The sequence below is a fragment of the Phytohabitans sp. LJ34 genome (genome assembly GCF_052068095.1).
Classification (GTDB): Bacteria; Actinomycetota; Actinomycetes; order Mycobacteriales; family Micromonosporaceae; genus Phytohabitans.
Window position 1 is genome coordinate 95,288 of the sequence record NZ_JBQHDG010000001.1, and the last position, 22,543, is coordinate 117,830.

General features: G+C 70.9%; 16 protein-coding genes and 1 riboswitch. Of the genes, 10 read left to right on the top strand and 6 right to left on the bottom strand.

The features are described from left to right. The first annotated feature begins 58 nt into the window (after positions 1–58). Positions 59–709 (top strand): type IV toxin-antitoxin system AbiEi family antitoxin domain-containing protein, encoded by a 651-nt coding sequence (locus ACTMTJ_RS00470; protein WP_441213959.1) that lies wholly within the window; start codon positions 59–61, stop codon positions 707–709. Then, positions 706–1,626 carry a nucleotidyl transferase AbiEii/AbiGii toxin family protein gene (locus ACTMTJ_RS00475; protein ID WP_441213960.1) on the top strand — a complete coding sequence of 307 codons (921 nt, stop codon included), beginning with the start codon at positions 706–708 and terminating at the stop codon, positions 1,624–1,626. The genes ACTMTJ_RS00470 and ACTMTJ_RS00475 overlap by 4 nt, the downstream gene beginning before the upstream one ends. Before the next feature lie 142 nt (positions 1,627–1,768). Here ACTMTJ_RS00475 and ACTMTJ_RS00480 read toward each other — a convergent pair whose 3' ends face one another. Further along, positions 1,769–1,972: a PspC domain-containing protein gene (locus tag ACTMTJ_RS00480; protein ID WP_441213961.1), complete on the bottom strand. Its 204-nt coding sequence runs from the start codon at positions 1,970–1,972 to the stop codon at positions 1,769–1,771. Positions 1,973–2,115: 143 nt separating this feature from the next. On the opposite strand from ACTMTJ_RS00480, the gene ACTMTJ_RS00485 reads away from it, so the two are divergent. The 3 genes from ACTMTJ_RS00485 to ACTMTJ_RS00495 all read left to right on the top strand — a co-directional run bounded on the left by ACTMTJ_RS00485 (position 2,116) and on the right by ACTMTJ_RS00495 (position 6,418). Next, complete coding sequence (locus ACTMTJ_RS00485; RefSeq protein ID WP_441213963.1) at positions 2,116–3,915, top strand: CDP-alcohol phosphatidyltransferase family protein; 1,800 nt, start codon at positions 2,116–2,118, stop codon at positions 3,913–3,915. A 179-nt stretch (positions 3,916–4,094) separates the two neighbouring features. Further along, positions 4,095–5,408 (top strand): ABC transporter ATP-binding protein, encoded by a 1,314-nt coding sequence (locus ACTMTJ_RS00490; protein ID WP_441213965.1) that lies wholly within the window; start codon positions 4,095–4,097, stop codon positions 5,406–5,408. A gap of 53 nt (positions 5,409–5,461) precedes the next feature. Beyond that, positions 5,462–6,418, top strand: coding sequence for a hypothetical protein (locus ACTMTJ_RS00495; protein ID WP_441213966.1), 957 nt, complete (start codon positions 5,462–5,464; stop codon positions 6,416–6,418). A gap of 594 nt (positions 6,419–7,012) precedes the next feature. Here ACTMTJ_RS00495 and ACTMTJ_RS00500 read toward each other — a convergent pair. Continuing rightward, positions 7,013–7,993 carry an acyl-CoA dehydrogenase family protein gene (locus tag ACTMTJ_RS00500; protein WP_441213968.1) on the bottom strand — a complete coding sequence of 327 codons (981 nt, stop codon included), beginning with the start codon at positions 7,991–7,993 and terminating at the stop codon, positions 7,013–7,015. A 13-nt stretch (positions 7,994–8,006) separates the two neighbouring features. After that, positions 8,007–8,474 (bottom strand): DUF4442 domain-containing protein, encoded by a 468-nt coding sequence (locus tag ACTMTJ_RS00505; protein WP_441213970.1) that lies wholly within the window; start codon positions 8,472–8,474, stop codon positions 8,007–8,009. A 113-nt stretch (positions 8,475–8,587) separates the two neighbouring features. On the opposite strand from ACTMTJ_RS00505, the gene ACTMTJ_RS00510 reads away from it, so the two are divergent. From ACTMTJ_RS00510 to ACTMTJ_RS00520, 3 genes are read left to right on the top strand one after another with little or no spacing between them, the layout of a single operon-like run. Next, on the top strand, positions 8,588–10,072 hold the full coding sequence (locus ACTMTJ_RS00510; RefSeq protein WP_441213972.1) for a multicopper oxidase family protein: 1,485 nt from the start codon (positions 8,588–8,590) through the stop codon (positions 10,070–10,072). Positions 10,073–10,113: 41 nt separating this feature from the next. Next, a complete protein-coding gene (locus tag ACTMTJ_RS00515) occupies positions 10,114–10,857 on the top strand; it encodes a beta-phosphoglucomutase family hydrolase (RefSeq protein ID WP_441213974.1) in 744 nt (247 codons plus the stop codon). After that, a complete protein-coding gene (locus ACTMTJ_RS00520; RefSeq protein WP_441213976.1) occupies positions 10,854–13,223 on the top strand; it encodes a glycoside hydrolase family 65 protein in 2,370 nt (789 codons plus the stop codon). Before ACTMTJ_RS00515 ends, ACTMTJ_RS00520 begins: the two co-directional genes overlap by 4 nt. 60 nt (positions 13,224–13,283) lie before the next feature. Here the strand turns inward: ACTMTJ_RS00520 and ACTMTJ_RS00525 are convergent, their stop codons facing one another. After that, positions 13,284–14,318, bottom strand: coding sequence for a coiled-coil domain-containing protein (locus tag ACTMTJ_RS00525; RefSeq protein ID WP_441213978.1), 1,035 nt, complete (start codon positions 14,316–14,318; stop codon positions 13,284–13,286). A gap of 4 nt (positions 14,319–14,322) precedes the next feature. Further along, positions 14,323–14,457, bottom strand: a riboswitch (cyclic di-AMP (ydaO/yuaA leader). 111 nt (positions 14,458–14,568) lie between these two features. Continuing rightward, positions 14,569–16,101 carry a glycoside hydrolase family 10 protein gene (locus ACTMTJ_RS00530; RefSeq protein WP_441213979.1) on the bottom strand — a complete coding sequence of 511 codons (1,533 nt, stop codon included), beginning with the start codon at positions 16,099–16,101 and terminating at the stop codon, positions 14,569–14,571. Between the two features lie 104 nt (positions 16,102–16,205). On the opposite strand from ACTMTJ_RS00530, the gene ACTMTJ_RS00535 reads away from it, so the two are divergent. Continuing rightward, positions 16,206–19,493, top strand: a complete 3,288-nt coding sequence (locus ACTMTJ_RS00535; protein ID WP_441213981.1) for a S8 family peptidase — start codon at positions 16,206–16,208, stop codon at positions 19,491–19,493. Positions 19,494–19,558: 65 nt separating this feature from the next. Then, on the top strand, positions 19,559–20,848 hold the full coding sequence (locus tag ACTMTJ_RS00540; RefSeq protein WP_441213982.1) for a serine hydrolase domain-containing protein: 1,290 nt from the start codon (positions 19,559–19,561) through the stop codon (positions 20,846–20,848). Positions 20,849–20,851: 3 nt separating this feature from the next. Here ACTMTJ_RS00540 and ACTMTJ_RS00545 read toward each other — a convergent pair whose 3' ends face one another. Next, complete coding sequence (locus tag ACTMTJ_RS00545) at positions 20,852–22,522, bottom strand: phospholipase D-like domain-containing protein (RefSeq protein ID WP_441213983.1); 1,671 nt, start codon at positions 22,520–22,522, stop codon at positions 20,852–20,854. Positions 22,523–22,543: the final 21 nt, after the last annotated feature.

The window sequence follows — 22,543 nt, forward strand, 5'->3', positions numbered from 1 at the left end:
TCGCGCGAGGACGAACGTGAAGTCGGAGCGTTCGTCGCACTATTGATACGATCGCTCCATGTCTAGGCGTACTGCCCTGGCTTCGATCAGCCAGGTTGCTGGTGAGCAATGGGGCATGATCACCGCTGGACAGGCTCGGCGTGTTGGCGTGTCGCGTCAGGATCTGAGCCGACTGGTCGATGACGGGACGCTTGCCGTCGCTGATCAGGCCACACGCGTGTACCGGCTCACGGGCGTGCCCGAAGACCCCGACCTCGACCCGCTGCGAGCGGCCTGGCTGCAACTCGGCGGTGCCAAATCATGGCATGAACGCACCGCTATCCCGGACGTGGTCATCAGCCATCGCAGCGCGGCACACCTGCGGCGACTCGGCGACCTGATTCCACATGAGCACGAGTTCTACGCCACCACCCGGCTGCGTCCTCGGCGCAGCGACATCAAACTGCGTGTGCGTTCGAAGATTGCCCCAAAGAGTTGGGAGGTCTGGGGCGGGCTGCCGGTGCGTACCGTGCCGGGGCTCATAGACGATCTGCTCAGCGACCACGAGGACGAATCGGCGGTGGCTCAAGTCGCACGGGATGCGCTCGAACGGGGCCTCCTCCGCGGAGATGCGCTCGAGGCAGCCATCGAGCCGTACGCGGTGGCCTACGGTCACTCGGACCCAGCAGAGTTTCTTCGGATACTCGTCGGCACAACGGATCCGTCGTGACCGGGACAAAGTTCCAGTACGAGACGCCCTCGGCGTTCAGGAAAGCACTCAAGGACCGCTTCGGGCAGATCGCGCGTACGGACCGACGCTACTCAGTCGACGAACTCCAGCGCCAGTTCGCCTATGACCGCGCCCTCGCCCGACTGTTCAGCTCCGCTGACGCCGACCGGTGGGTACTCAAGGGCGCAGGAGCGCTCCTGGCCCGGCTCGCCACGGCCCGGCACAGCAAGGACGTCGATGTCTTCTTCAACGCCGCGGACGCCGATGTCGACGACGCTCTCGACGCGCTCCAGACCGCGCTCCGCATCGACCTCGGCGATCACTTCGACTTCGACATCACCCGAGTCATGCCACTCCAAGAGGAGGCCAAGGGAGCCCGGGTGTACCTCAACGCACGACTCGGCCCGACGCCGTCCGCGACCTTCCACATCGACGTTGTCGTGGGCACCGCGATGACCGGCACACCAGACGTCGTCGCGCCACTGACACCACTCGACATAGAAGGGCTCGTCCGGCCGCACTACCGCGTCTTCCCGGTCGCCGACCACCTTGCAGACAAGCTCTGCGCCATCTTCGGCACGTACGCCCGGGACGGACAGCCAGCCAGCAGTAGCCGGGTGAAGGACCTCGTCGACATCGCGATCATCGCCACCACGCAGACCACCGGGGCCAAAACGCTGCGCATCGCCATCGTCACCAACGCGGCACTGCGCAGGCTCGATCTTCCCGAACGATTCACGTTGCCTGACCCGGCCGGCTGGGCCGCACGCTACCCACGCGCCGCAGCAGAAGCACCCGGCCCTATCCCGGACTACGACACGGCCGTACACCTCGCCAGCCAGATCTTCGACCCGATCCTCGACGCGACAGCGACCGGCGCATGGGACCCGTCGACACAGGCGTGGATCCCACAATGACGGGCGGTGGGAGCCGCACATGCTCGTCGGTGTGTGTTCGGCGGGCCTGGGTTGGGTTGTGAAGCGCGGAGGGTGAGGCCGCGGGAGCAGCGGTCCGGACCACCGCGGACATCGCGGTAGCTCAAATCTGGAAAAAGATCGTCTAGTACGTCGTGGCGTACCGCTCCTCGTTGGGCATGATGATCCACAGCGCGATGTAGATGACGAACTGCGGGCCGGGGAGCAGGCAGGAGATCAGGAAGATCAGGCGCATCGCGTTCGGCGAGATGCCGAAGCGGCGGCCGAGGCCGGCGCACACGCCGGCGATCATCCGGTTGTCTCGGGGTCGTACGAGTTTCGTCCTCATGTATCCACGGTATGAGCGGCCCGGCCCACCCGCCTCCGCAGCGCGGCGGACCCCGCCCTGAACAGCGGCTGAGGGCTTTCCCTGACCTGGCTGGTGGCTGCTAACCTGGCCGGCGTCAATTCCTGGGGTAGGGCGGCTCATCGATGTTGGGTGTCATCGTCACCTCCGGGCTGGAGCTGACCGCCGGGCCCATCTCGGAGCAGTTGCGCGCCGCTGGCGTAAACAAGGTCGTGGCGGTGCCGGACCTCGCCGGTCTGGCCGGGATGGCGAGCACGTCCGACGAGCCGCTGCTGATCTGTGCCGACGACCTCGTCGCGCACACCGCCGTGCTGCGGCACCTGGCCACCAACCCGGCTGGTTCGACGGTGGCCCTGGTGGTCGAGGCCGGGTCCGGGTCGCGCGGTGAGCGGGTCCGCGAGGAGCGCGGCCGGCTGGTGCCGGGCGAGCCCAACGCGGCCTTCGGCGGTGCCCTGCGGGTGGACCCGCCCGACCTGCCCGACCTGATGGCCGCCGCGCGCGGCGGGGTCGGCGTCGGCCTCGACGCGCTGCCTGCGTCCCTGCGTGGCGTGGGCGTCACCGTCTTCAGCCAGCGGGTGCGCCAGCTCGTCGCGGCCCGCGCTCGGGACGGCGTGGCCCGCGCGGCCGCGCAGGCGACGATCGCCGAGATCCAGCCGGAAGAGGTGGAGCTGCGGCTGGCGGTGCGGGAGCGCGACGACCTCGTCGCCACCTATCTGGTCAGCTCCTGGTCGCCGCGGCTGACCGGGTGGGCGGCGCGGGTCGGCCTCGGGCCCAACACGGTCACCGCTGCCTCGGTCGCGTTCGTGGCGGCCGCCGCGCTGCTGTTCTGGGCGGGTGGGCGGCCGGCGTTGCTGCTCGGCGCGGCGATGCTCTACCTCGGCTTCGTGCTCGACCGGGTCGATGGCCAGCTCGCGCGGTACACGCGGCGGTTTAGCCCCTTCGGCGGGTGGCTGGACACGATGGCCGACCGGGTCAAGGAGGCCGTGGTCTTCGCCGGCCTGGCGGTCGGGGCGCAGGGTGACGGGTGGGCGCTCGCCGTCGGCGTGTTGCTGCTGATCACCGTGCGGCGGCAGAGCGACACCTGGTACCTGGCGCTGCACGACGAGGCGGCGGCGCGTGCCACACCCTCGACCGGGCGGCTGGGCCGGCTCTCCCACCGGGTGCAGTCCGACCAGGGCTCGCCGGCGTACTGGCTCAAGCAGACCGCGCTGTTTCCGACCGGCGCCCGGTGGGCCGTGATCGCGGTGTGCGTCGCGCTCTTCGACCAGCGGGTGGCGCTGGTGGCGGTGCTGGTCTGCGCCGTGCTCTCGGCCGCGTACACGCTGGTCCTGCGCACCGCACGCGCGCTGTCGATGCGGGTGCCGGTCTTCGCCTCCGCCGACCCGACGCTGTACCGCGACGACGGTGCCGCCGCCCACCTGTTGCGCCGCTGGTCGGTCCCGCCGCTGGCCGCGGCCGTGCTCGGAGCGGCCGGTGCGGCGGCGGCGCTGGTGGTGGCCCGGTCCGGCGGGAGTGACCTGGCCGTCGTGGCGCTTGGGGCGCTGGTGTTGGCTGCCGCGCTGGGTGCGTGGCACGCGCACGACGGCCCGCTGGACTGGCTGGTGCCGGCGGCGCTGCGCGCGGCGGAGCTGCTGTTCGTGGTCGCGGCGGGTGTGGCGTACGAGGTGCCGCTGCCCGTCGTCTACCTGTTGCTGGCCGCGCTCGCCCTGCACCACTGCGACTTCACGACCCGGCTGGAAAAGCGCGTGGAGGGGCCGCCGCTGCACAAGCTGGGGCTCGGCTGGGACGGCCGGGCGGTGGTGCTCGTGGTCGGCGCGGTCGCCGGGGCGGCCTCCGCCGCGTTCGCGATGCTCGGCCTGTACCTTGCGGCGCTCGTGGTGGTCGACGCGTGGCGTACGTGGAGTTACGGCGCGGCAGGGCGCTGACGCGTCATTCCTGCCGGTTTGGTGTCCCATAGCCGGGGGTACGGAAAAACTCGGCTGAACTGGGCAGTAATCACCCTGTCACACCACGAACATGGCACGTTTACCCGATGGGCTGAAGCCGTAACGATCGTCACAGTTACCTATTCGGGGGCCGGCAACGAAGCTGCGGGGAGGTGACGGTGACCACCGTCGCACTCAAGGACGTCACCAAGGTTTTCCCAGATGGCACAGTCGCGGTCGACAACGTCAGTCTTGACGTTAACGACGGCGAATTTATGGTGCTCCTGGGCCCGTCAGGCTGTGGCAAGTCGACGGTGCTCCGCATGGTCGCCGGGCTGGAAGACCCCACCACCGGAGCGATCTTGCTAGACGGCGAGCTCGCCAATGATCTTCCTCCACGCGACCGGCGAATCGCGATGGTTTTCCAGGATTTCGCGCTATATCCCCACATGACTGTTGGGGAGAATATTGGTTTTCCTCTACGTCTTTCCGGCGTCGACCAGCTGCCGCGTGGCGAGCGGGTGGCCGACGTGGCGAGCGCTCTCGGCATTGGCGACGTCCTCGCCCGCAAGCCCAGCCAGCTCTCCGGCGGCCAGCGCCAGCGGGTGGCGATGGGCCGGGCGATCGTGCGCCGGCCGGGCCTGTTCCTGATGGACGAGCCACTGTCCAACCTAGACAGTGGCCTGCGCGCCGAGCTGCGGGCGGAGATCTCCGGGCTGGTGCGCGAGCTGGGCGTCAGCACGATCTACGTCACGCACGACCAGGCCGAGGCGCTGACCATGGCCGACCGCGTCGCGATCATGCGCAAGGGCGTGCTCCAGGACGTGGGCACACCCACCCAGGTGTACGGGCGGCCGGCCACCCTCTACGTCGCCGCGTTCCTGGGCAGCCCCCGGATGAACCTGCTGGAGGCGTCGGTCTACGTGCACCTCGACCGGTACGTCGCGCTCAACCTCGGCGAGCAGGCCCTCTACCTGCCGTGGGACGACATCCGGGCGCGGGCGGTCGCGCACTACCACGGTGAGCGCATCGTGGTCGGCATGCGGGCGGAGGCGCTCACGCCGGTGGCGCCGGGCACGCCGGGCGACGTGCTTCAGGGACGCATCCGCTACCTGGAGCACCACGGGCACGAGTCGCTGGCGTTCCTCGACATCGGCGCCACCGCGATCCTCGTCGACGACCTGGGCGGCCCGGTCACCGAGACCGAGGGCGCCAACGGTGGCAGCCGGCTGCGCCGCTTCGGCCACGTGATGCAGCGCCTTACCGGCCGCGCGACCAGCGAGGCGGCGCGACCCGAGGCCACCGGGCAGGGCAGCCGCACCAGCGTGCTGAGCGACCCCGGCCGCCACCATCGCCGCCCGGCGGAGCTGGCGGTGCGGCTGGCGCCCTACCCCGCGGTGTCGGCGGGGCACCCGCTCGCCATTTCGGTGCGGATGGACGCCCTGCACTTTTTCGACGAGCGTGGCGATCGGATCGATGTGGGGTGGCGGTAGTCACACCCGCTGCCCTACCGTCAGCGGATGTCCGCTACGGTTCTGGATTGCTCGTGATCGAGCGCATCCTGCGCGACCGGCAGAGCATCTGGCAGCAGATCGTCGATGAGCGGGAGCTCGGCCAGTTGACCCGCCATATGCTGGCCAGCTCCGCCATCGCGCTCGCGCTTTACGGCGCGGTGCTGGGCGCCTTCCACAGTGTCCTGATGGCCCTCACGTCGGCGGTCAAGCTGCCGCTGCTCTTCCTCGTCACGCTGGCGATCTGCCTGCCGACGCTCTACCTGTTCAACCTGGTCTTCGGTGCGCGGCTGTCCGTGCGGCAGGCGCTCGCGATGGTGATGGTGGCCATCACGGTCACCGCGATGCTGGCCGTGGCGTTCGCGCCGATCAGCCTCTTCTTCCTCATCACGGCGCCTGACTACGGCTTCTTCAAGCTGCTCAACGTGGCGATCCTGACCCTGTCGGCGCTGGTCGGTCTGCGCTTCCTGACCGGTGGGATGCAGGTGCTCAACGAGCACGGCCTGCTCGCTCCCGCGACCCCCACCCTCGCGGCCGCGCCGGCGGCTCCCGCGCAGGCCCCGGTGCCGGCGGAGGTGGTGCCGGCCACGCCGATCTCCGCCGTGCCCGCGACCACGGTGCCCGCCACGCCGGTGCCCGCGACAGCCGTGCCTGCCACCAGCGCCGTCAACGGCGGTGCGGCGTCCACTGTGGTCAGCGCGCCGCTGCCACCGCCGCCGCCGATGACCACGCCGGCATGGGACCCCGCGTCGCGCCCCATCTTCGCCAACGCCGGCCCGCGCCCGCACCACCCGCCGCCGCGCGACGGACAGCGTCCGGCGAGCATGACCCTGCTGTACATCTGGATCATGCTGTTCGGCTTCGTGGGCACCCAGCTCGCCTGGACGCTGCGGCCGTTCTTCGGCAGCCCGAACGAGGGTTTCGCGCTTTTCCGCAGCATCGAGGGCAACTTCTACGCCGAAATCCTGAAGACCATCGCCAACCTCTTCTGACGTCTCGTCGATCAGGGACTTGGGGGCCCTCCACCAAGTCCCTGGCCGACTCTGGTCCAGCCCCGATTCATACAGATGTGAGCTACCGCGGCGCCCGTCGTGGTCCAGACCGCTGCGCGGGGCCCCCGGGGAAACGTGGAGCGCAGCGGAGCGTTTTCTTGGGGTGCATTTCCCGCTGCCTCACCCGTCCGCCGTTGGTCACGCTCACGCCGGACGCCCTGCCCGGCCACCGGGGCCGGGCAGGAGACGGGTGTGCGCGCGGATCGCCTTTGCTCCGCACCCCCATAGTCGCCACCCACGCCCATGCGGCTGAACCGCCCGACCGGTTTCCTCCCGGGGTGCAGAGCAAAGGGATCCCGCACACCCCACGGACCGCGGCCCGTCGGCCTGGGAAGCTGTCGACCCGGACGCACAGACGAGGCAGCTCGACAGCGTAGGCGTGAGCGTGACCAGCGGCGGACGGGTGAGGCCGCGGGAGCAGCGGTCCGGGCCACAGCGGACATCGCGGTAGCTCAAATATGTATGAATCGGGGCTGGACCTGGAGTCGGCCAGGGACTTGGTGGAGGGCCCCCAAGTCCCTGATCGACGAGACGTCAGGACGGGTGGATCTCGGGGGAGAGCAGGTCGAGCAGCGCGGACTTGATCGGTGGGCGGGAGCCGAAGACCAGCAGGAACATCGCCTCGCGGACCAGGCGCTGGGCGTGGTGGTCGCGAAGGACAGACCGCGCGCCGCTTGCCACCGTCAGCGTGGTCGCCGCGCGCATCGCGAACGCGGACGCCGCCGCACGCGCGGCCGGCAGCGTCTCGGGGGTGGCGGCGTCGAGCGCGGCGCGGCACGCGTCCAGCTCCGCGGCCAGCGAGGTCGGGCCGAGCAGGCGGGTGGCGCGGGCGGCCACGCCGAGGGCGAAGGAGCCGTTCATCCGCAGGCCGGCGGCGTCACGCGCGCCCCACTCGGCGAACGGGAGGGTGGTGGTCACCCGCTCGGCCGGCACGAAGTGGCCGTCGAAGGTGACCTCGACGGTCGTGGCGGCGTTCGCGGCGACGAGGTCGAGTGGCCGCGCGGCCAGCGTCGGACCGGGCACGGCGTCCACGAGGGACCAGATCGCCGTCTCGGCGTCGTCGCGGGCGGCGGTGAGCAAGACGTCGATCATGCCCCAGCCGGTGACCCACGGGCAGGTGCCGTCGAGCCGGTAGCCGCCGTCGACGGGCGTCGCGCGCACCGAGGGTGGGCCGGGGCGGAGGGCGCCCAGCGCGACGCCGGCCCGGCGCTCGCCGCGGCACAGCGGGTCGAGCCACTCCTCGATCAGGTCGGGCTGTGCGCTGTCGGCCACGGCCCGCACCGCACCGTGATGTTGCATCCACACGAACGTGGTGGCCAGGCAGCCGCTGGCCAGTGACTCCACGATCATCGGCGCGTCCGGCACGCCGGGCGGGCCGGCCATGCCGTAGAGGCCCGCGGATGCCAGCAGGTCGAGGTGGCCGGCCGGGATGACGCCCGTGGCGTCGACCTCCAGCGCGGCGGGGAAGAGCACGTCGTCGGCGATCTGCCGCGCCTTCTCGAGCGGGTCGGTCACGCCTGCACGGTACTCAGCGCTGTGGTCGCAGCGTCCAGATCACCGTCATCTCGGCCGTGGTTTCGCCGTCTTCGGTGGCGATCTCGACCAGCACCGGAAACTGCGGGCGGGTGCCGGCCTCCAGCTCGGCGGCCACCTCGGCGGCCGGGCGGCCCAGGCGGGCGGTGGCGCGGATGGCGCCGAGCGCCAGCCGCTTGTACGCGATGTCGGCGCGGACGGCCAGCGGCACCGCCCGGTCGAGCAGGTCGGCGAACGCGGCCAGCACCACCGCGCCGGACGCGGTCTCGCCGAGCGTGAAGATGGCGCCGGCGTGCGGGCCACCGACGTGGTTGTGCGTCGCGGGTGAGTCGGGCAGGCGGACGACCGTGCGGACGCCGCCGTCGCCGTCGGGTGCGGCGTCGACGAACTCGAAGCCGAGCGTGCGGGCGAACGGCACCGCCTGGAGCATCCCGGCTCCAACGGCCTGCGCGTCGATGGACATGCACCAGATGTTACCCGCAAGTAACCCTGGAAGGGACCCCCAATTGGCCCCGAGAACGTGGACGCGCGCCCAGATAAGTAGTCAAGCTACATGTAGAGAGATAAGGAGTGGTGATGAAACGAGTGTTGCTCGTGAGCGTGGCTACCGCCCTCGCACTGTGCTGCGGCGGCGGGGCGGTGGCCGCCGCCGTGGCATGGAGCCGCGCGGGCCTCGACACCGCGGGCCAGGTCGACTTCCGAAACCCGCTCAAGGTGCCGCCGCTGGCCCAGTCGCGGATCGACGGGCAGGGGCGCCGCGTGTTCGACCTGCGCGCCCAGCAGGGGCGTACCGATCTCGGGCCGGGCCAGCCCACCCGCACCTGGGGCTTCAACGGCGACCACCTCGGACCCACCCTGCGCGCCAAGCGCGGCGAGCAGGTGCTGGTGAACGTCGCCAACGGCCTGCCCGAGCCGACCAGCGTGCACTGGCACGGCATGCACCTGCCGGCCCGCATGGACGGCGGCCCACACCAGGAGGTACGGCCCGGCGCCACCTGGTCACCCACCTGGACGGTGGACCAGCCGGCCGCGACGCTCTGGTATCACCCGCACCCGCACGGCCAGACCGCCCGGCACGTCCAGCGCGGCCTGGCCGGCATGTTCATCCTCGACGACGAAAACTCCGCCAAACTGCCACACGAGTACGGCATCGACGACATCCCGGTGATCGTCCAGGACCACGAGTTCGACGGCGGCGGGCAGATCAAGGACAGCGGCGACACCGGCGACACGGTGCTCGTCAACGGGACCGTGGCGCCCTACCTGGACGTGCGCACCGAGCGGGTGCGGCTCCGGCTGCTCAACGCCTCGGCCGCGCGCACGTACTCCTTCGGGCTGTCCGACGGGCGGAGCTTCACCCTCGTCGGCACCGACGGCGGGCTGCTCCCGGCACCGCACGACATGGGCCGGATCCGGCTCTCCCCGGGCGAGCGGGCCGAGATCGTGGTCGCGATGAAGCCGGACAAGCGCGTCACCCTACGTAGTTTTCCGGCCAGTCTCGACAACCCCGTCTCCGACCGGTTCGCCGGCGGGCGGGACACCCTGGACGTACTCCAGCTGCGCACGGAAAGTGATCTGGCCCGGTCGGCCGAGGTCCCGGCCACACTCGCGCCGATCGAGCGGCTCGACCCCGCCGACGCCGTGACCACACGCGAGTTCACGCTCTCCGGACGGCAGATCAACGGCCGGAAGATGGACATGGGCCGGATCGACGCGGTGGTCACGAAGGACACCACAGAAATCTGGGAGATCACCAAGGAAGATGGCACGCCGCACAGCTTCCACGTCCACGACGTGCAGTTTCAGGTGCTCTCGGTGGGTGGCGAGCCGCCGCCGGCCGAGCTGAGCGGCTGGAAGGACACCGTGCTGCTGGCACCCGACCAGACCGTGCGGGTCATCGCGCGATTCGCCGACTACGCCGACCCGGACGTCCCCTACATGTACCACTGCCACGTGCTGAAACACGAGGACGCCGGGATGATGGGCCAGTTCGTGGTGGTCGAGCCGGGACAAAAGCCGGGCCGTCCGGACACTCACGGTCACCACAAAAGCCACGGGTGAGCCGGCAGTTTCATCAGACGTTCAGCGGTTACTCTGTCCGAGTGTTGGGACTCCCCGATGGCGTTACCGCCTGTTTGTTCGATCTGGACGGTGTGCTCACGCAGACCGCCAAGGTGCACAACGCCGCGTGGAAGGAGACCTTCGACGCCTACCTGCGCGCCCGTGCCGAGCGCACCGGTGAGCCGTTCCGCCCGTATGACGCCGGCGACGACTACAACAAGTACGTCGACGGCCGCCCGCGGGCGGACGGCGTGCGCACCTTCCTCGGCTCGCGGGGGATCACCCTGCCCGAGGGCACACCAGACGACCCGCCGGCCGCCGAGACGATCAACGGCATCGGCAACCGTAAGAATGAGTTGCTGCTGCGCCACATCCGCGACGACGGGGTGGAGGTCTATCCGGGCTCGGTCGCCTATCTGAAGGCGGTCCGCGAGTCAGGATTGCGTCGCGCTGTGGTCTCTGCAAGCGCCAATTGCCGCGATATCCTGACCGTCACGGGCCTCATCGACGAGGTCGAAGTGGTCGTCGACGGCATCGTCGCCCGACGCGACAATCTGCGCGGCAAGCCGCACCCCGATACGTTCCTCGACGCAGCTAAGCTGCTCGGCGTCGCGCCGTCGGCTGCGGCCGTTTTCGAGGACGCCCTGGCCGGTGTGGAGGCCGGCAGCGCCGGCGACTTCGGCTTGGTCGTCGGGGTCGACCGGGTCGGGCAAACCGACGCGCTTTACAAGCACGGCGCCCACGTCGTCGTGCGCGACCTCAGTGAGTTGCTGGAGAATCCATGATCCGTGAGCGGGCTTACCCGGTCGAGCCCTGGCACGTCCGGGAGACCCGGCTCGACCTCGATGTGCTGGCTCAGTCTGAGTCGGTCTTCGCGTTGTCCAATGGCCACATTGGACTCCGCGGTAACCTTGACGAGGGTGAACCACACGGGTTGCCGGGCACCTATCTCAACTCGTTCTACGAGCTGCGCCCCCTACCCTATGCGGAGGCCGGCTACGGCTTCCCGGAGTCCGGGCAGACAGTTGTCAACGTCACCAATGGCAAGCTCATCCGGCTGCTGGTCGACGACGAGCCCTTCGACGTCCGATACGGCGAGGTGCGCACCCACCAGCGCGTCCTCGACCTCCAGGCGGGCACGCTCGACCGCACGGTCGAGTGGGTCTCGCCGGCCGGGCGGGCGGTGCGCGTGCACAGCACCCGCCTGGTCTCCTTCACGCAGCGCGCGGTCGCCGCGATCTGCTACGAGGTGGAGGTGGCCGACGACCGCCCGCTGCGCCTGATCGTGCAGTCCGAGCTCGTCGCCAACGAGGAGCTGCCGGCCACCCGCAAGGACCCCCGGGTCGCCGCCGTGCTCAAGGCCCCGCTCAAGGCCGAGGAGCACCTGGCGACCGCCGCCGGCGGGCAGCTGATCCACCGCACCAAGAAAAGTGGGCTGCGGATGGCCGCCGCGATGGAGCACGAGATCGAGGGGCCGGAGCGCACGGTGATCAGCACCGAGGCCTACCCGGACTTCGCGCGCACCACGGTGGCGACCGTGCTCAAGCCCGGCGAAAAGCTGCGCGTCGTCAAGATCCTCGCGTACGGCTGGTCGAGCCGCCGCTCGTTCCCGGCGCTGCGCGACCAGGTCGGCGCGGCGATCGCCTCGGCCAAGTTCTCCGGCTGGGATGGGCTCGTCCGCGAGCAGCGCAAGTACCTCGACCAGTTCTGGGACGCGGCCGACGTCCGGCTCGAGGGCGACCCCGAGGTGCAGCAGGCGGTGCGCTTCGCGCTCTTCCACGTGCTCCAGGCCGGCGCACGCGCGGAGATGCGGCCGATCGCCGCCAAGGGCCTCACCGGTCCGGGCTACGACGGGCACGTCTTCTGGGACACCGAGACGTTCGTGCTGCCGGTGCTCACGTACACCCAGCCGGAGGCGGTCACCCACGGCCTGCGATGGCGGCACGCGACGCTCGACCTGGCCCGGGAGCGCGCGCAGACGCTGGGGCTCAAGGGCGCGGCGTTCCCGTGGCGCACGGTGCGCGGGCACGAGTGCTCCGGCTACTGGCCGGCCGGCACCGCGGCCTTCCACATCGGCGCCGACATCGCCGACGCCGTGCAGCGCTACGTCGTAGCGACAGGCGACCACGACTTCGAACGCGAGGTCGGCCTGGAGCTGCTCGTCGACACCGCGCGGCTGTGGCGCTCGCTGGGTCACCACGACCGGCACGGCGTCTTCCACATCGACGGGGTCACCGGCCCCGACGAGTACACCGCGGTGGTTAACGACAACATCTACACCAACCTGATGGCGCAAAAAAACCTCGTCGGTGCCGCCGACGCGGCCCTGCGCCACCCGGAGCAGGCCCGCCGGCTCGGCGTCGACGAGGAGGAGGCAGCGTCCTGGCGCGACGCGGCCACCGCCATGCACGTCCCGTACGACAAGGAGCTGGGCGTACACCAGCAGTGCGAAGAGTTCACCCGGCTCCAGGAGTGGGACTTCGCGGCCACCCCGCCCAGTGGCTACCCGCTGCTGCTCAACTACCCGTACTTCGACCTGTACCGCAAGCAGGTTCTCAAGCAGGCCGACCTGGTGCTCGCCATGCACTGGCGGGGCGACGCGTTCACCCCGGAGCAGAAGGCACGCAACTTCGCCTACTACGAGCAGCGCACCGTCCGCGACTCGTCGCTGTCGACGTGCACCCAGGCGGTCATGGCGGCCGAGGTGGGCCATCTGGAGCTGGCCCACGACTACCTGGGCGAGGCCGCGCTCATGGACCTGCACGACATCCACAACAACACCCGCGAGGGCCTGCACATCGCCGCGCTCGCCGGCGCCTGGCTGGCCGTCGTGGCGGGCCTGGGCGGCATGCGCGACCACGGCGGCAACCTGTCCTTCGCGCCACGGCTGCCCAGCCGGATCAACCACATGGAGTTCTCGCTGCTGTGGCGGGGCCTTCGACTCCGGGTCGCCGTCCAGCCGCACGAGGTGACCTACTCGCTGCGCAACGGCGGCGACGGCGCCAAGCTCGACCTCCTGCACCACGGGGAGCACGTCACGGTCACCAGCGACACCCCGCTGACCCTGGCGATCCCCGCGCTGGCACCGGTGGGCCCCCCGCCGCGCCAGCCCTTCGGCCGGGCCCCCGCCCGCCGCATGCCAGACCAGTAGGCAGACCGAAACGAAGCCCCGCGCCACCGCGCGGGGCTTTTTCGTAGCTCGAATCCTGGGTCAGAGCATCGAGATGTGTACGTGGTTCGTATGGTCGCTGGAGGGATCGCCGCCGGCGCCGCCGTAGGCCCGCCAGCCGGTGGCCGGGGACCAGAACTGGCGGTACCAGATCACGTACATCACGCCGAGACGGTCGGCGTTGCGCACGAAATAGGCGGCGAGGTTGTTGCCGTAGAGCCTGGCGGCACCGGTGGCGTCGCCGCCGAAGCTGTTCCTTTCCGAGGACCAGTCGCAGGCGCGGCCCTTCGGATGCTCGTACGGCCCGCCGGGGCGGTAGCAGCTGACGAAGCGGTCGAAGCCCAGCCGCTGGGTTTCCTTGAGCATGTGCAGCGTGCGCGGCGTGATGCAGCGGCCGGTCGTGGGGTCGCCGGCGGTGCAGCCCTGCGGGGAGAAGCCGCCGTTGCTGTTGCGGGGCGCGGGCCGGGCCACCGGGGAGGTGGCGCTGACGAAGCCGCCGGTCGCCTTGCCGCCGACCAGTTGGAGCGCCTTTTCCGCTTCGGACTTCTGCTTGGCCATGATGGCGAGCTGCTTCTGCTCTTCCTTGAGCTCGGCGTCAATCGCCGCCTTGGCGCGATCGGCCTGGTCGAGGGCGGCGTTGAGCCGGGCCAGGCGTGCGTTGTCGCGGGCGGCGAACAGGTCGAGGGTGGCCGCCCGCTGGAGGAACTCGTCGGGGGAGGAGCTGTTGAGCAGCACGCTCATCGGGCCGATGCGGCCGTTGCGGTAGGAGGCGGCGACCAGGAGCTGGATCTCGGGCTCCATCGCCTTGACCTTCTCCTGGGCCTGGTTCAGCTGGAGTTGGAGCTGTAGCTGCCGGCCGCGCGACTTGTTGACGGCGTTGCGGGCTTCGATGTATCCCTTGCTCGTTTCGGACAGCACGTCCCGCAGCAGCGGCGAGCTGCCCTCGTCACCGGGGTTGGGTTTCGGGGCGGCCGACGCGCCGAGCGGTCCTAGCGTCACCCCGGAAAGCAACGCGGCCGCCGAGGCGACCAGGGCTACGGCCAGCGACCAGCGCCGGCGACGTACGGGTGGCGTCATACGCGATTCCTCCCATCGGCCGCCGGCCGGGTTAGCTGACGGATTCGGGACGGAAGGATCCCTACCGCGGACCGCGGATTCACCCCAGTAACCTGGTTCCCCGACTCGCCCTGGGCGGGCGATTAGGCGGCGGTGTGCCGCCGACGCCGTGGGGGCGCCGCCGCGCGGCAGACCGCCGAAGAGCTTACCTGATCGACAGTGGACTCAGGCAGCGCTCTGACCAGGGAAAAGATTCGGTAGCCGCGTGTGGTTAATCGATGACGCGTGGTTCACTCGCGTTTCCTTCATTCCACAGTCGATCGAGGCCGGTCACACAGTAGGTGCGTGGCGCCTCGCTCTTCGTGGTGTCGGTCCATGTGGTGTCGCGGGTCGTGGCCACCAGTCGGGCCGCTTCACCGTCGACCCGGTAGACCGCGTAGCTTGCCGCGTCGCCATCCCAACGCAGGCGGGCACCGTCGACCTCCAGCTCCGGGGCCGGCGGGCGTTTGCCGGGCAGGTGTGCCATCGCCGGCACCAGCGCCGGCTCGGCGTAGTGGGCGGCCGCGTACCGGGACACCGCCCCGAGCCGGTCCGCCTTCACCTGGCGCGCGCTGAAGTGCACGCTGCCGGTGACCCGGTACTTGCGGTTGAGGGCGAGCTGCTTGTCGAGCTGGCCCGGGTCGCGCCACGCGCCTTTCTGCCCGATGCGGTAGTCGGCCTGGCCGACGTAGAGCTGCACCGGGCTGTCGGCCACCAGGTCGGACCACCAGGGCAGCAGCTTGGCGTAGTCGGCGATCGCGAAGCCGATGTGCCAGTACAGCTGCGGCACGATGTAGTCGACCCACCGCTCCTGCACCCAGCGTCGCGTGTCCGCGTAGATCGCGTCGTAGCTTTGCAGTCCTCGGGTGGGCGAGCCGAGCGGGTCGGTCGAGGCGTTGCGCCAGATGCCGAAGGGGCTGATGCCGAACTTCACCCACGGCTTGGCCGCTTTGATCCGTTCGTTGGTCTCCTTGACGAGCAGGTTGACGTTGTCGCGGCGCCAGTCGGCCTTGTTGTTGATGCCCCGGCTGTGTGCCTTGAACGCGGCCGCGTCGTTGAAGTCCTCGCGCCCCTTCGGGTAGGGGTAGAAGAAGTCGTCGAAGTGCACACCGTCGATGTCGTACCGGTTGACCGCGTCGAGGATCGAGTCCTCCACAAACTTGCGCGCCTCCGGGATGCCGGGGTTGTAGTGCAGCCGGCTGCCCTTGCCCTTGGCCGGGTAGGGCACCGCCCAGTCGGGGTGCGCGCGCAGCGGATGGTTGGGCGGCAGCTCCGCGAAGACGCCGGAGCGGCTCGCCTTGTACGGGTTGAACCAGGCGTGGAACTCCATGTTGCGGGCGTGCGTTTCGGCGATCATGAAGGCCATCGGGTCCCACCCCGGACCTTGCCCGTCGCTTCGCCCGGTCAGGTAGTACGACCACGGTGCGTAGTCGGACTGCCAGAACGCGTCGCCGGCCGGCCGCACGTGCACGAAGACCGCGTTGTGGCCGCGCCGCTGTGCCAGGTCGAGCCAGCCCCGGTACTCCGCCTTGACCTGATCCTCGGGTAGGCCGGGGCGGCTGGGCCAGTCGGTGTTGTTGACGGTGGTCAGCCACATGCCCCGCAGTTGGCGGTCGGCGGTGAGCGCGTGGCCGGCGCAGGTGCTGGTCACGGCGGCGGGCTCGGGGGCGGCACCTGGCCGGGTCTGCCAGCGAGCGATACCGACAGTGACGAGCACGGCGACCGCCAGCAGCACGGCTAGCTGGACCCGGGGGCGATGGTCCACCGCACCACTATGCCGTGACATCCCGGGATGGCGAAATGTCGTGCAACCGGCAACGGATGTCCATGCGTCTACGGGGTGATTGGTCGCGGCGAAGGAGGCACGGCGTGTTTGGGTACAAATCACGCATCGCGATCGCGATCGCGGCGCTGCTCCTGCCGATCGTCCCGCAACCGGCCGCCGCGTCCACTGTGGAGCCTGGGCCGTTGCCGGCCGGTCAGACCTACACGGTCACGCTGCTGAGCGGTGACGTGGTGACCGTGCACACCCGCGAGACCGGGTGCCCGGTGGTGAGCGTGCGACCAGCGACACCGGACGGCGTGCTCCAGCGCTCCTGCGGCCCCGACGGGCACGTGCGGGTGATCCCCGGCCGGGTCGCCTCGCTGGTCGGCGGGGTGCTCGACGAGGCCCTGTTCGACGTGACGACGCTGATCCTCCAGGGGTACGACGACGCCCGTACCAAGGAACTGCCGTTGATCGTGCGACCCGGCACGCAGGCGGCCGCCTCGCGGGCGCCGCTGGCGACGAGCCTGCGTGCCAAGCGTGACCTGCCCAGCGTGGCCGCGGTGGCCGGACGGCAGCCCAAGGCGTCCGGTGCCGCGCTGGTGAGCGCGCTGCCAGCGGCGGGCGCGCGGGTGTGGCTGGACCGCCGGGTGCGCGCCACGGCCACCACCACGACCCTCGACCGCCGGGTGCGCGCCACGGCCACCACCACCGCGACCCTCGACCGCAACATCACCCAGGTCGGCGCGCCGCGCGCCTGGGCCAGCGGGTACACCGGAGTGGGCGCGAAGATCGCGGTGCTCGACACCGGTGTGGATCCGAACCACCCCGACCTGGCCGGGCGGATCGCGGAAAAGGTCGACTTCACGGTCGAGGGCGGCGACGCGGTCGACCGGCACGGCCACGGCACCCACGTGGCGTCCATCGCGGCCGGCTCCGGCGCGGGTGCGCGCGGCGAGCGCAGCGGCATCGCGCCCGGCGCCACCCTGCTCGTGGGCAAGGTGCTCGGCGACGACGGCGGCGGCTTCGACTCCCAGGTCATCGCCGGCATGGAGTGGGCCGCCGCGCGCGCCGACGTGGTCAACATGAGCCTGGGCGGCTGGGAGCCGAGCGACGGCACCGACCCGATGTCGCAGGCCGTGGACACGTTGACCAAGCAGCACGGGACGCTGTTCGTGGCGGCCGCGGGCAACGACGGGTACGCCGACCGCCTCATCACCGCACCGGCCGCGGCGACCAGCGCGCTCACCGTCGGCGCGGTCGACGGCGGCGACCGCCTCGCCGCCTTCTCCAGCCGCGGCCCGGTGATCAACACCAACGCCGCCAAGCCGGAGATCGTCGCGCCCGGCGTCGACATCGTCGCCGCCCGCGCGGCCGGCACCGCGATGGGCCGCGTGATCGACGACCGGTACACCGCCACCTCCGGCACCTCGATGGCCGCACCCCATGTGGCCGGCGCGGCGGCGCTGCTCGTGCAGCGGCACCCCGACTGGGATGCCGGGCGGCTCAAGGCGGCGCTGGTGGGCGCGGCCGACCCGCTGCCCGGCGCCGACCCGTACGAGGTGGGCGCCGGCCGGCTCGACGTGGTCGGTGCCTTCGACGACGTGGTCGGCGGCCAGTCCGTGGTCAACCTCGGCGCGTCATCGCCATCCACAACGCTGACCTGGACCAACACCGGCAAGGCGATGGTCGCGCTCGCGCTGGACGTGCGCGTGGTGGACCGGCGGGGCGGATCCTTCCGGGCCGCGACGGTCTCGCCGCGGGTGCTGACCATCCCGGCCGGCGCCACCGGCTCGGCGCACCTGAGCATCGACAGGTCGCGGCTGGCACCCGGCTTCTACGCGGCCAGGGTCGGCGGCACGCTGGTCACCTTCTCCGTCGAGCCGCCGAGTCACGAGCTGACGCTCACGATGACCACGCTGCCCGACCCGCCGGACGCTTCGGATATTTCGGCCTTCGGCACCATCGTCAACCTCGACGACCCCGCGGCCTACGCGGTCCGCTTCGACCTCTCGCCCGGAGGCACCATCCGGATCCGGGTACCGGCGGGGCGGTACAGCGTGGTCGGATCGGTGTGGGAGTTCGGCGAACGGGAGCGCATGGCGCTCACCGGCGACCCCGACGTCACGGTCGACCGCGACACCGCGGTGGTGCTCGACGCCGCCTCGGCCCGCCCGGTCGGCATGGCGATCGAGGGCGTGCAGACCGAGGCCAGCGCGCTGGGCATCCTCTACGAGCAGCGCGGCCGCCGCGGCAGCGGCTGGGACGACTTCGCCTACGCCTGGGGCGAGGGTGCCCGCCGGCAGAGCGTGTTCGCGGTCCCCATGGAGCAGCCAGGCGTCGGCGAGTTCCGCGCGTACACGGCGGCCGGGCTCAACGCCGCCGGACCCGTGCTGTACGACGTGATCCACACGCACCCGTCCGGCCTGTCCGACTTCCTGCCCGTGGTCGGTACGGCCTCGCTGATCCGGATCGACCAGCGTTTCCACCGGCTCGACACACCGGACGCCGTGACCGGCCACAAGCGGTACGGCCTGGCGCCCTCCGGCCTCATCGTGCTGGAAGACTTCGCCACCGACGTCAGCGGTGATCGAGTGGACTACCTCTCGCCCGGGTACGCCTGGATCGACGAGGCCTTCTACGCGGACGGGGTGGTGACCCAGGAGCCGACCCGCACGTACGCGCCGGGCAGCCGGCACGAGAAGGTCTGGGTGCGGCAGCCGCTGCGCCCCGACTGGTACGACGCGGTCGACCCCTCGCCCAGCGACTGCGTGCCCACGCCGCCCAGCCGCACCCGCGGCAACCTGCACATCCAGCTCGTCGAGCTGACCGACCAGCATCAGCGCTTCGCCTGCTTCGACTGGGGCGCTGACGTACAGCGGCGGCTGGCCCTGTACCGCAACGGCACGCTGCTCGGCTCCACCGCGAGCACCATCGCCGACTTCGCCGTACCCGCGCCCGCGGCCACCTACCGGTTGACCTACGACCTGGACACGAGCGCGCTGCTGCCCGTGTCGACGCGGGTGAACACCGCGTGGACCTTCCGCTCGGCGGCGCCCGCGGGAACGGCGAGCGCGCCGCTGCCGCTGCTGTCGGTGGACTACGCGTTGCCGCTGGACGCGCTCAACCACCCGCGCGGCGGGCCGGCGGAGTTCACGGTGCACCAGGCCCACGGGGTGGCCCGGCAGAAGATCACGTCGTTCCGGCTGTGGGCTTCGCTGGACGACGGTGCCACGTGGCGGTGGGTATCGGTGCGCCCGTTCGGCGGCGACCGCTACCGGGCAACCCTCCCGGCCGGCTCGGCGGTCTCGCTGCGAGTCTCGGTGGCGGCCAGCGGCGGCAGCGGATTCGACCAGACGATCATCCGCGCGTACCGCACCCCCGGCGGTTGACCAGAGACTCCCTGATCAACCGACGTGGGTCCGCGACTCGGCGTGCGATGATCCTGGCCGTGTCCATGACTCGGCGATCCGTCCTCGGGGCCGGCCTGGCGGCTGCTGGCGCCGGGCTGGCCGGCTGCGGACCGCGGCCCGAGGCCTTGTGGGCCTCGCCGGCCTCCGCGCCCGCCTCCGCCGCGCCCCGGTCGACGGCACCGTCCGCCTCGCCGTCACCGTCGGCATCCGCGGCGGCGGCGGCCAAGAGCAAGCTCACCGCCGCGCTGGAACGCTTTCTCAAGCCGACCAAGGAGAACCCGAAGCACCCCACCTACGCCGGCGCGGTCGCGCTGGTCCTGGTCGACGGAAAGGTCCAGGCTCAGGCCGCGGTGGGCCACGCGCTGCGGTACACGGCAGGCCCGGTCGAGCTGCCGGCCGACAAGCGCGTGCCTATGCGCGCCGACTCCGTCTTCGACCTGGCCTCGCTCACCAAGGTGTACACGGCGATCCTGCTGCTGCGGCAGGTCGACAAGGGCAAGCTTGACCTGTCCGCGCCGGTCGTGAGCTACCTGCCGGACTTCACCGGCAAAGACGCGGTGACGGTCCGGATGCTGCTGACCCACACCAGTGGCCTGCCGGTCGGCGCCACCGTCGCCGGCCTGCCCGACCTTGCCGCCAAGCGCAAGGCGGTGCTGGCCACGCCCCTGCTCAAGGGTGCCGTGCCGGGCAAGGTCTTCCGCTACTCCAGCACCGGCCTGCTGGTCGCCCAGCAGCTGGTCGAGAAGGTCACCGGCATGACGCTCGACCGCGCGCTCAAGGCGGAGCTGACCGGCCCGCTCGGCCTGCGTGACACCGGGTTCAAGCCGCTGGGCTGGGTCTCCTCCAAGCAGCGGCTCGTCGCGACCGACGCGCGCTCGTCACGCGGCCTGCTCCGCGGCGTGGTACACGACGACGTGGCCAACCAGTTGGGCGGCGTGGCCGGCAGCGCCGGCATCTTCGCCACCGCCCGCGACGTGGCCGCGGTCGGGCAGATGCTGCTGGACGGCGGCGGTGACGTGCTGTCCACCGCGACCGTGAAGGCGATGCTGACCAACGCCAACCGCGGCCTGCCCGCGGTCGACCCCGAGCGGCCGGGGCGCCCCTCGGACCACGGGCTGGGCGTGGTGCTGCGGCAGCCCTGGTTTATGGGGCGGCTCTCCACGCCCGCGACCTTCGGGCACACCGGTTTCACCGGGACGTCGCTGCTGGTCGCACCCGAGCGGCGGCTGGTGCTGGCGCTGCTGACCAACCGCGCGCACCCCAACTGGAGCTGGGCCAACCCCGACCCGATGCGCGTGGCGATCGCCAACGCCGTCGCCGACCTGGTCCGGTAGCGGCTACTCCTCTTCCCAGGCCGACCAGGGCACGCGCCGCAGACCCGGATCGACCGCCTCGTCCTGGGAGACGACCGGGATCGGCATCGCCTCTTCGCGGATCTTCGAGCGGGCCATCCGCTCCCAGTCGTGCAGGAAGACCCGCTCGTAGTACTGCGCGATCTCGGGGCGGCGGATCAGCAGGCTCGCGTCGCGGTTGACCTGCACGCCCTGGTCGGTCCAGTTGTGGCTGCCGAGCAGGACGGTCTCGGAGTCGATGACGATCCCCTTGGTGTGGCAGCCCTCCTGCACCCGAACCTTGGTCATGTCGAAGCCCGCGGCCTGAAGGGATTCCAGCTTCTTCCGGATCGACCCGATGTCGCGCAGGATGATCCGGACGTCGAGCGCCGGGTCCTGCGAGTACTCGGCGAGCAGGCGCAGCATCTCGGCCCACGCCGGCGATGGCTGGAGCACCGGGTTGAGCGACTGGTTCTGGAAGTACAGCTTTTGCTGTGGCCGCTCGCGCAGCAGGCCGAGCACGACCTCGGCGTAGTTGTCCGGCGTGAGGATCGGCTCGATCGTCAGCGGGTCGGCCTCGTCGAAGGAGAACCGGGCCGGGGCGAAGACGTCCGGCGCCCGCCGGGCGGCGGCTTCGAGGTCGCCGTCCAGCGGCACGAGCAGGTCGGGCATGTCCGGCTCGGGTGGCTCTACCGCCTCCTGCTCGGTCTGGGCGGTGCGGAAGTCGTGCTGGAGAAACTTGCCGAACGTGGCCGCCAGCCCCGGGTGTTCGACCACGATGTGCCACTCGCGGTTGAAATCGCGGATCAGGTGGCGGTCGGCGTCGTCGTCGAGGAAGTCGGTGACCGGCTGGTTGGAAGACTGCCAGTTTCCGCTCGACAACCAGAAAGCCTGCTCGTCGCGGACGGCCACCTTGATGTGGTACGCCGAGGCGAAGGTGCGACCGCGGCCGGTCTTGGCGAAGGCGTTTTCGAACCGGTCCGGCGCGACCCGCCCCAGCCCTTTGATGATCGACGCCTCGGTCTTGTCGTCGGCCTTGTTGGAGTCGATGTCGTCGGGTGCCGGCAGTGACTCACGCAGGCCCAGGGTCTGCCGCCACGTGACGGGCTTGCCTTGAAGCAGGCGGCGGACGGCCCGGTAGATGTGCGGCGCGGTGAAGTCGTACATGCCGAGAGTGATGTCGCCTTCGGTCTCGCGGAGGAACTCGCGCAGCACCCGCCAGCCGGCGTCGGGCGAGACGTGGCAGGTCAACACCATCGGCCCGGTGACCGGCGCCAGGGATACGCCGGGCGGCGGCTGGTAGGTGATCGCCACGATCGCCTCGGCCTCCGCCTCGTCGCCGCCCGGCGGGCGTCCGGGCGCCTGGAGCTGCTCGATGAGCAGCGGTGGTGCCGCGACCGCCGGCGCCTCCAACCCGGCCGCCTCGATGCGCTCGAACGGGTCCGCGACGGTCACGTCCGTCGGCATCCCGTCGGGCAGGACCGCCGGGACGGCGGCGTCGGCCTCGACCTTGTCTTGCTTGCGGTCGACCGCCACGACGACCGCGGGCGTGCTGGTGATGCGGCCGTCGACGAACTTGTAGCCGCCGCGTACCGCGATCACGCCGGGCAGCCGCATCAGCTCGGCCCGGTGGGCCTGGGCGGAAGCGATGGCGGCCGCGAGATCCTTGGTGGTCATGATGGCTCCCCGCTGGTGAGG

Excerpts from the sequence above, each read along its gene's own strand:
- ACTMTJ_RS00480 (WP_441213961.1), bottom strand. The coding sequence starts at position 1,972 with ATGAGGACGAAACTCGTACGACCCCGAGACAACCGGATGATCGCCGGC.
- ACTMTJ_RS00470 (WP_441213959.1), top strand. The coding sequence starts at position 59 with ATGTCTAGGCGTACTGCCCTGGCTTCGATCAGCCAGGTTGCTGGTGAG.
- ACTMTJ_RS00545 (WP_441213983.1), bottom strand. The coding sequence starts at position 22,522 with ATGACCACCAAGGATCTCGCGGCCGCCATCGCTTCCGCCCAGGCCCAC.
- ACTMTJ_RS00525 (WP_441213978.1), bottom strand. The coding sequence starts at position 14,318 with ATGACGCCACCCGTACGTCGCCGGCGCTGGTCGCTGGCCGTAGCCCTG.
- ACTMTJ_RS00520 (WP_441213976.1), top strand. The coding sequence starts at position 10,854 with ATGATCCGTGAGCGGGCTTACCCGGTCGAGCCCTGGCACGTCCGGGAG.
- ACTMTJ_RS00510 (WP_441213972.1), top strand. The coding sequence starts at position 8,588 with ATGAAACGAGTGTTGCTCGTGAGCGTGGCTACCGCCCTCGCACTGTGC.
- ACTMTJ_RS00505 (WP_441213970.1), bottom strand. The coding sequence starts at position 8,474 with ATGTCCATCGACGCGCAGGCCGTTGGAGCCGGGATGCTCCAGGCGGTG.
- ACTMTJ_RS00540 (WP_441213982.1), top strand. The coding sequence starts at position 19,559 with ATGACTCGGCGATCCGTCCTCGGGGCCGGCCTGGCGGCTGCTGGCGCC.
- ACTMTJ_RS00485 (WP_441213963.1), top strand. The coding sequence starts at position 2,116 with ATGTTGGGTGTCATCGTCACCTCCGGGCTGGAGCTGACCGCCGGGCCC.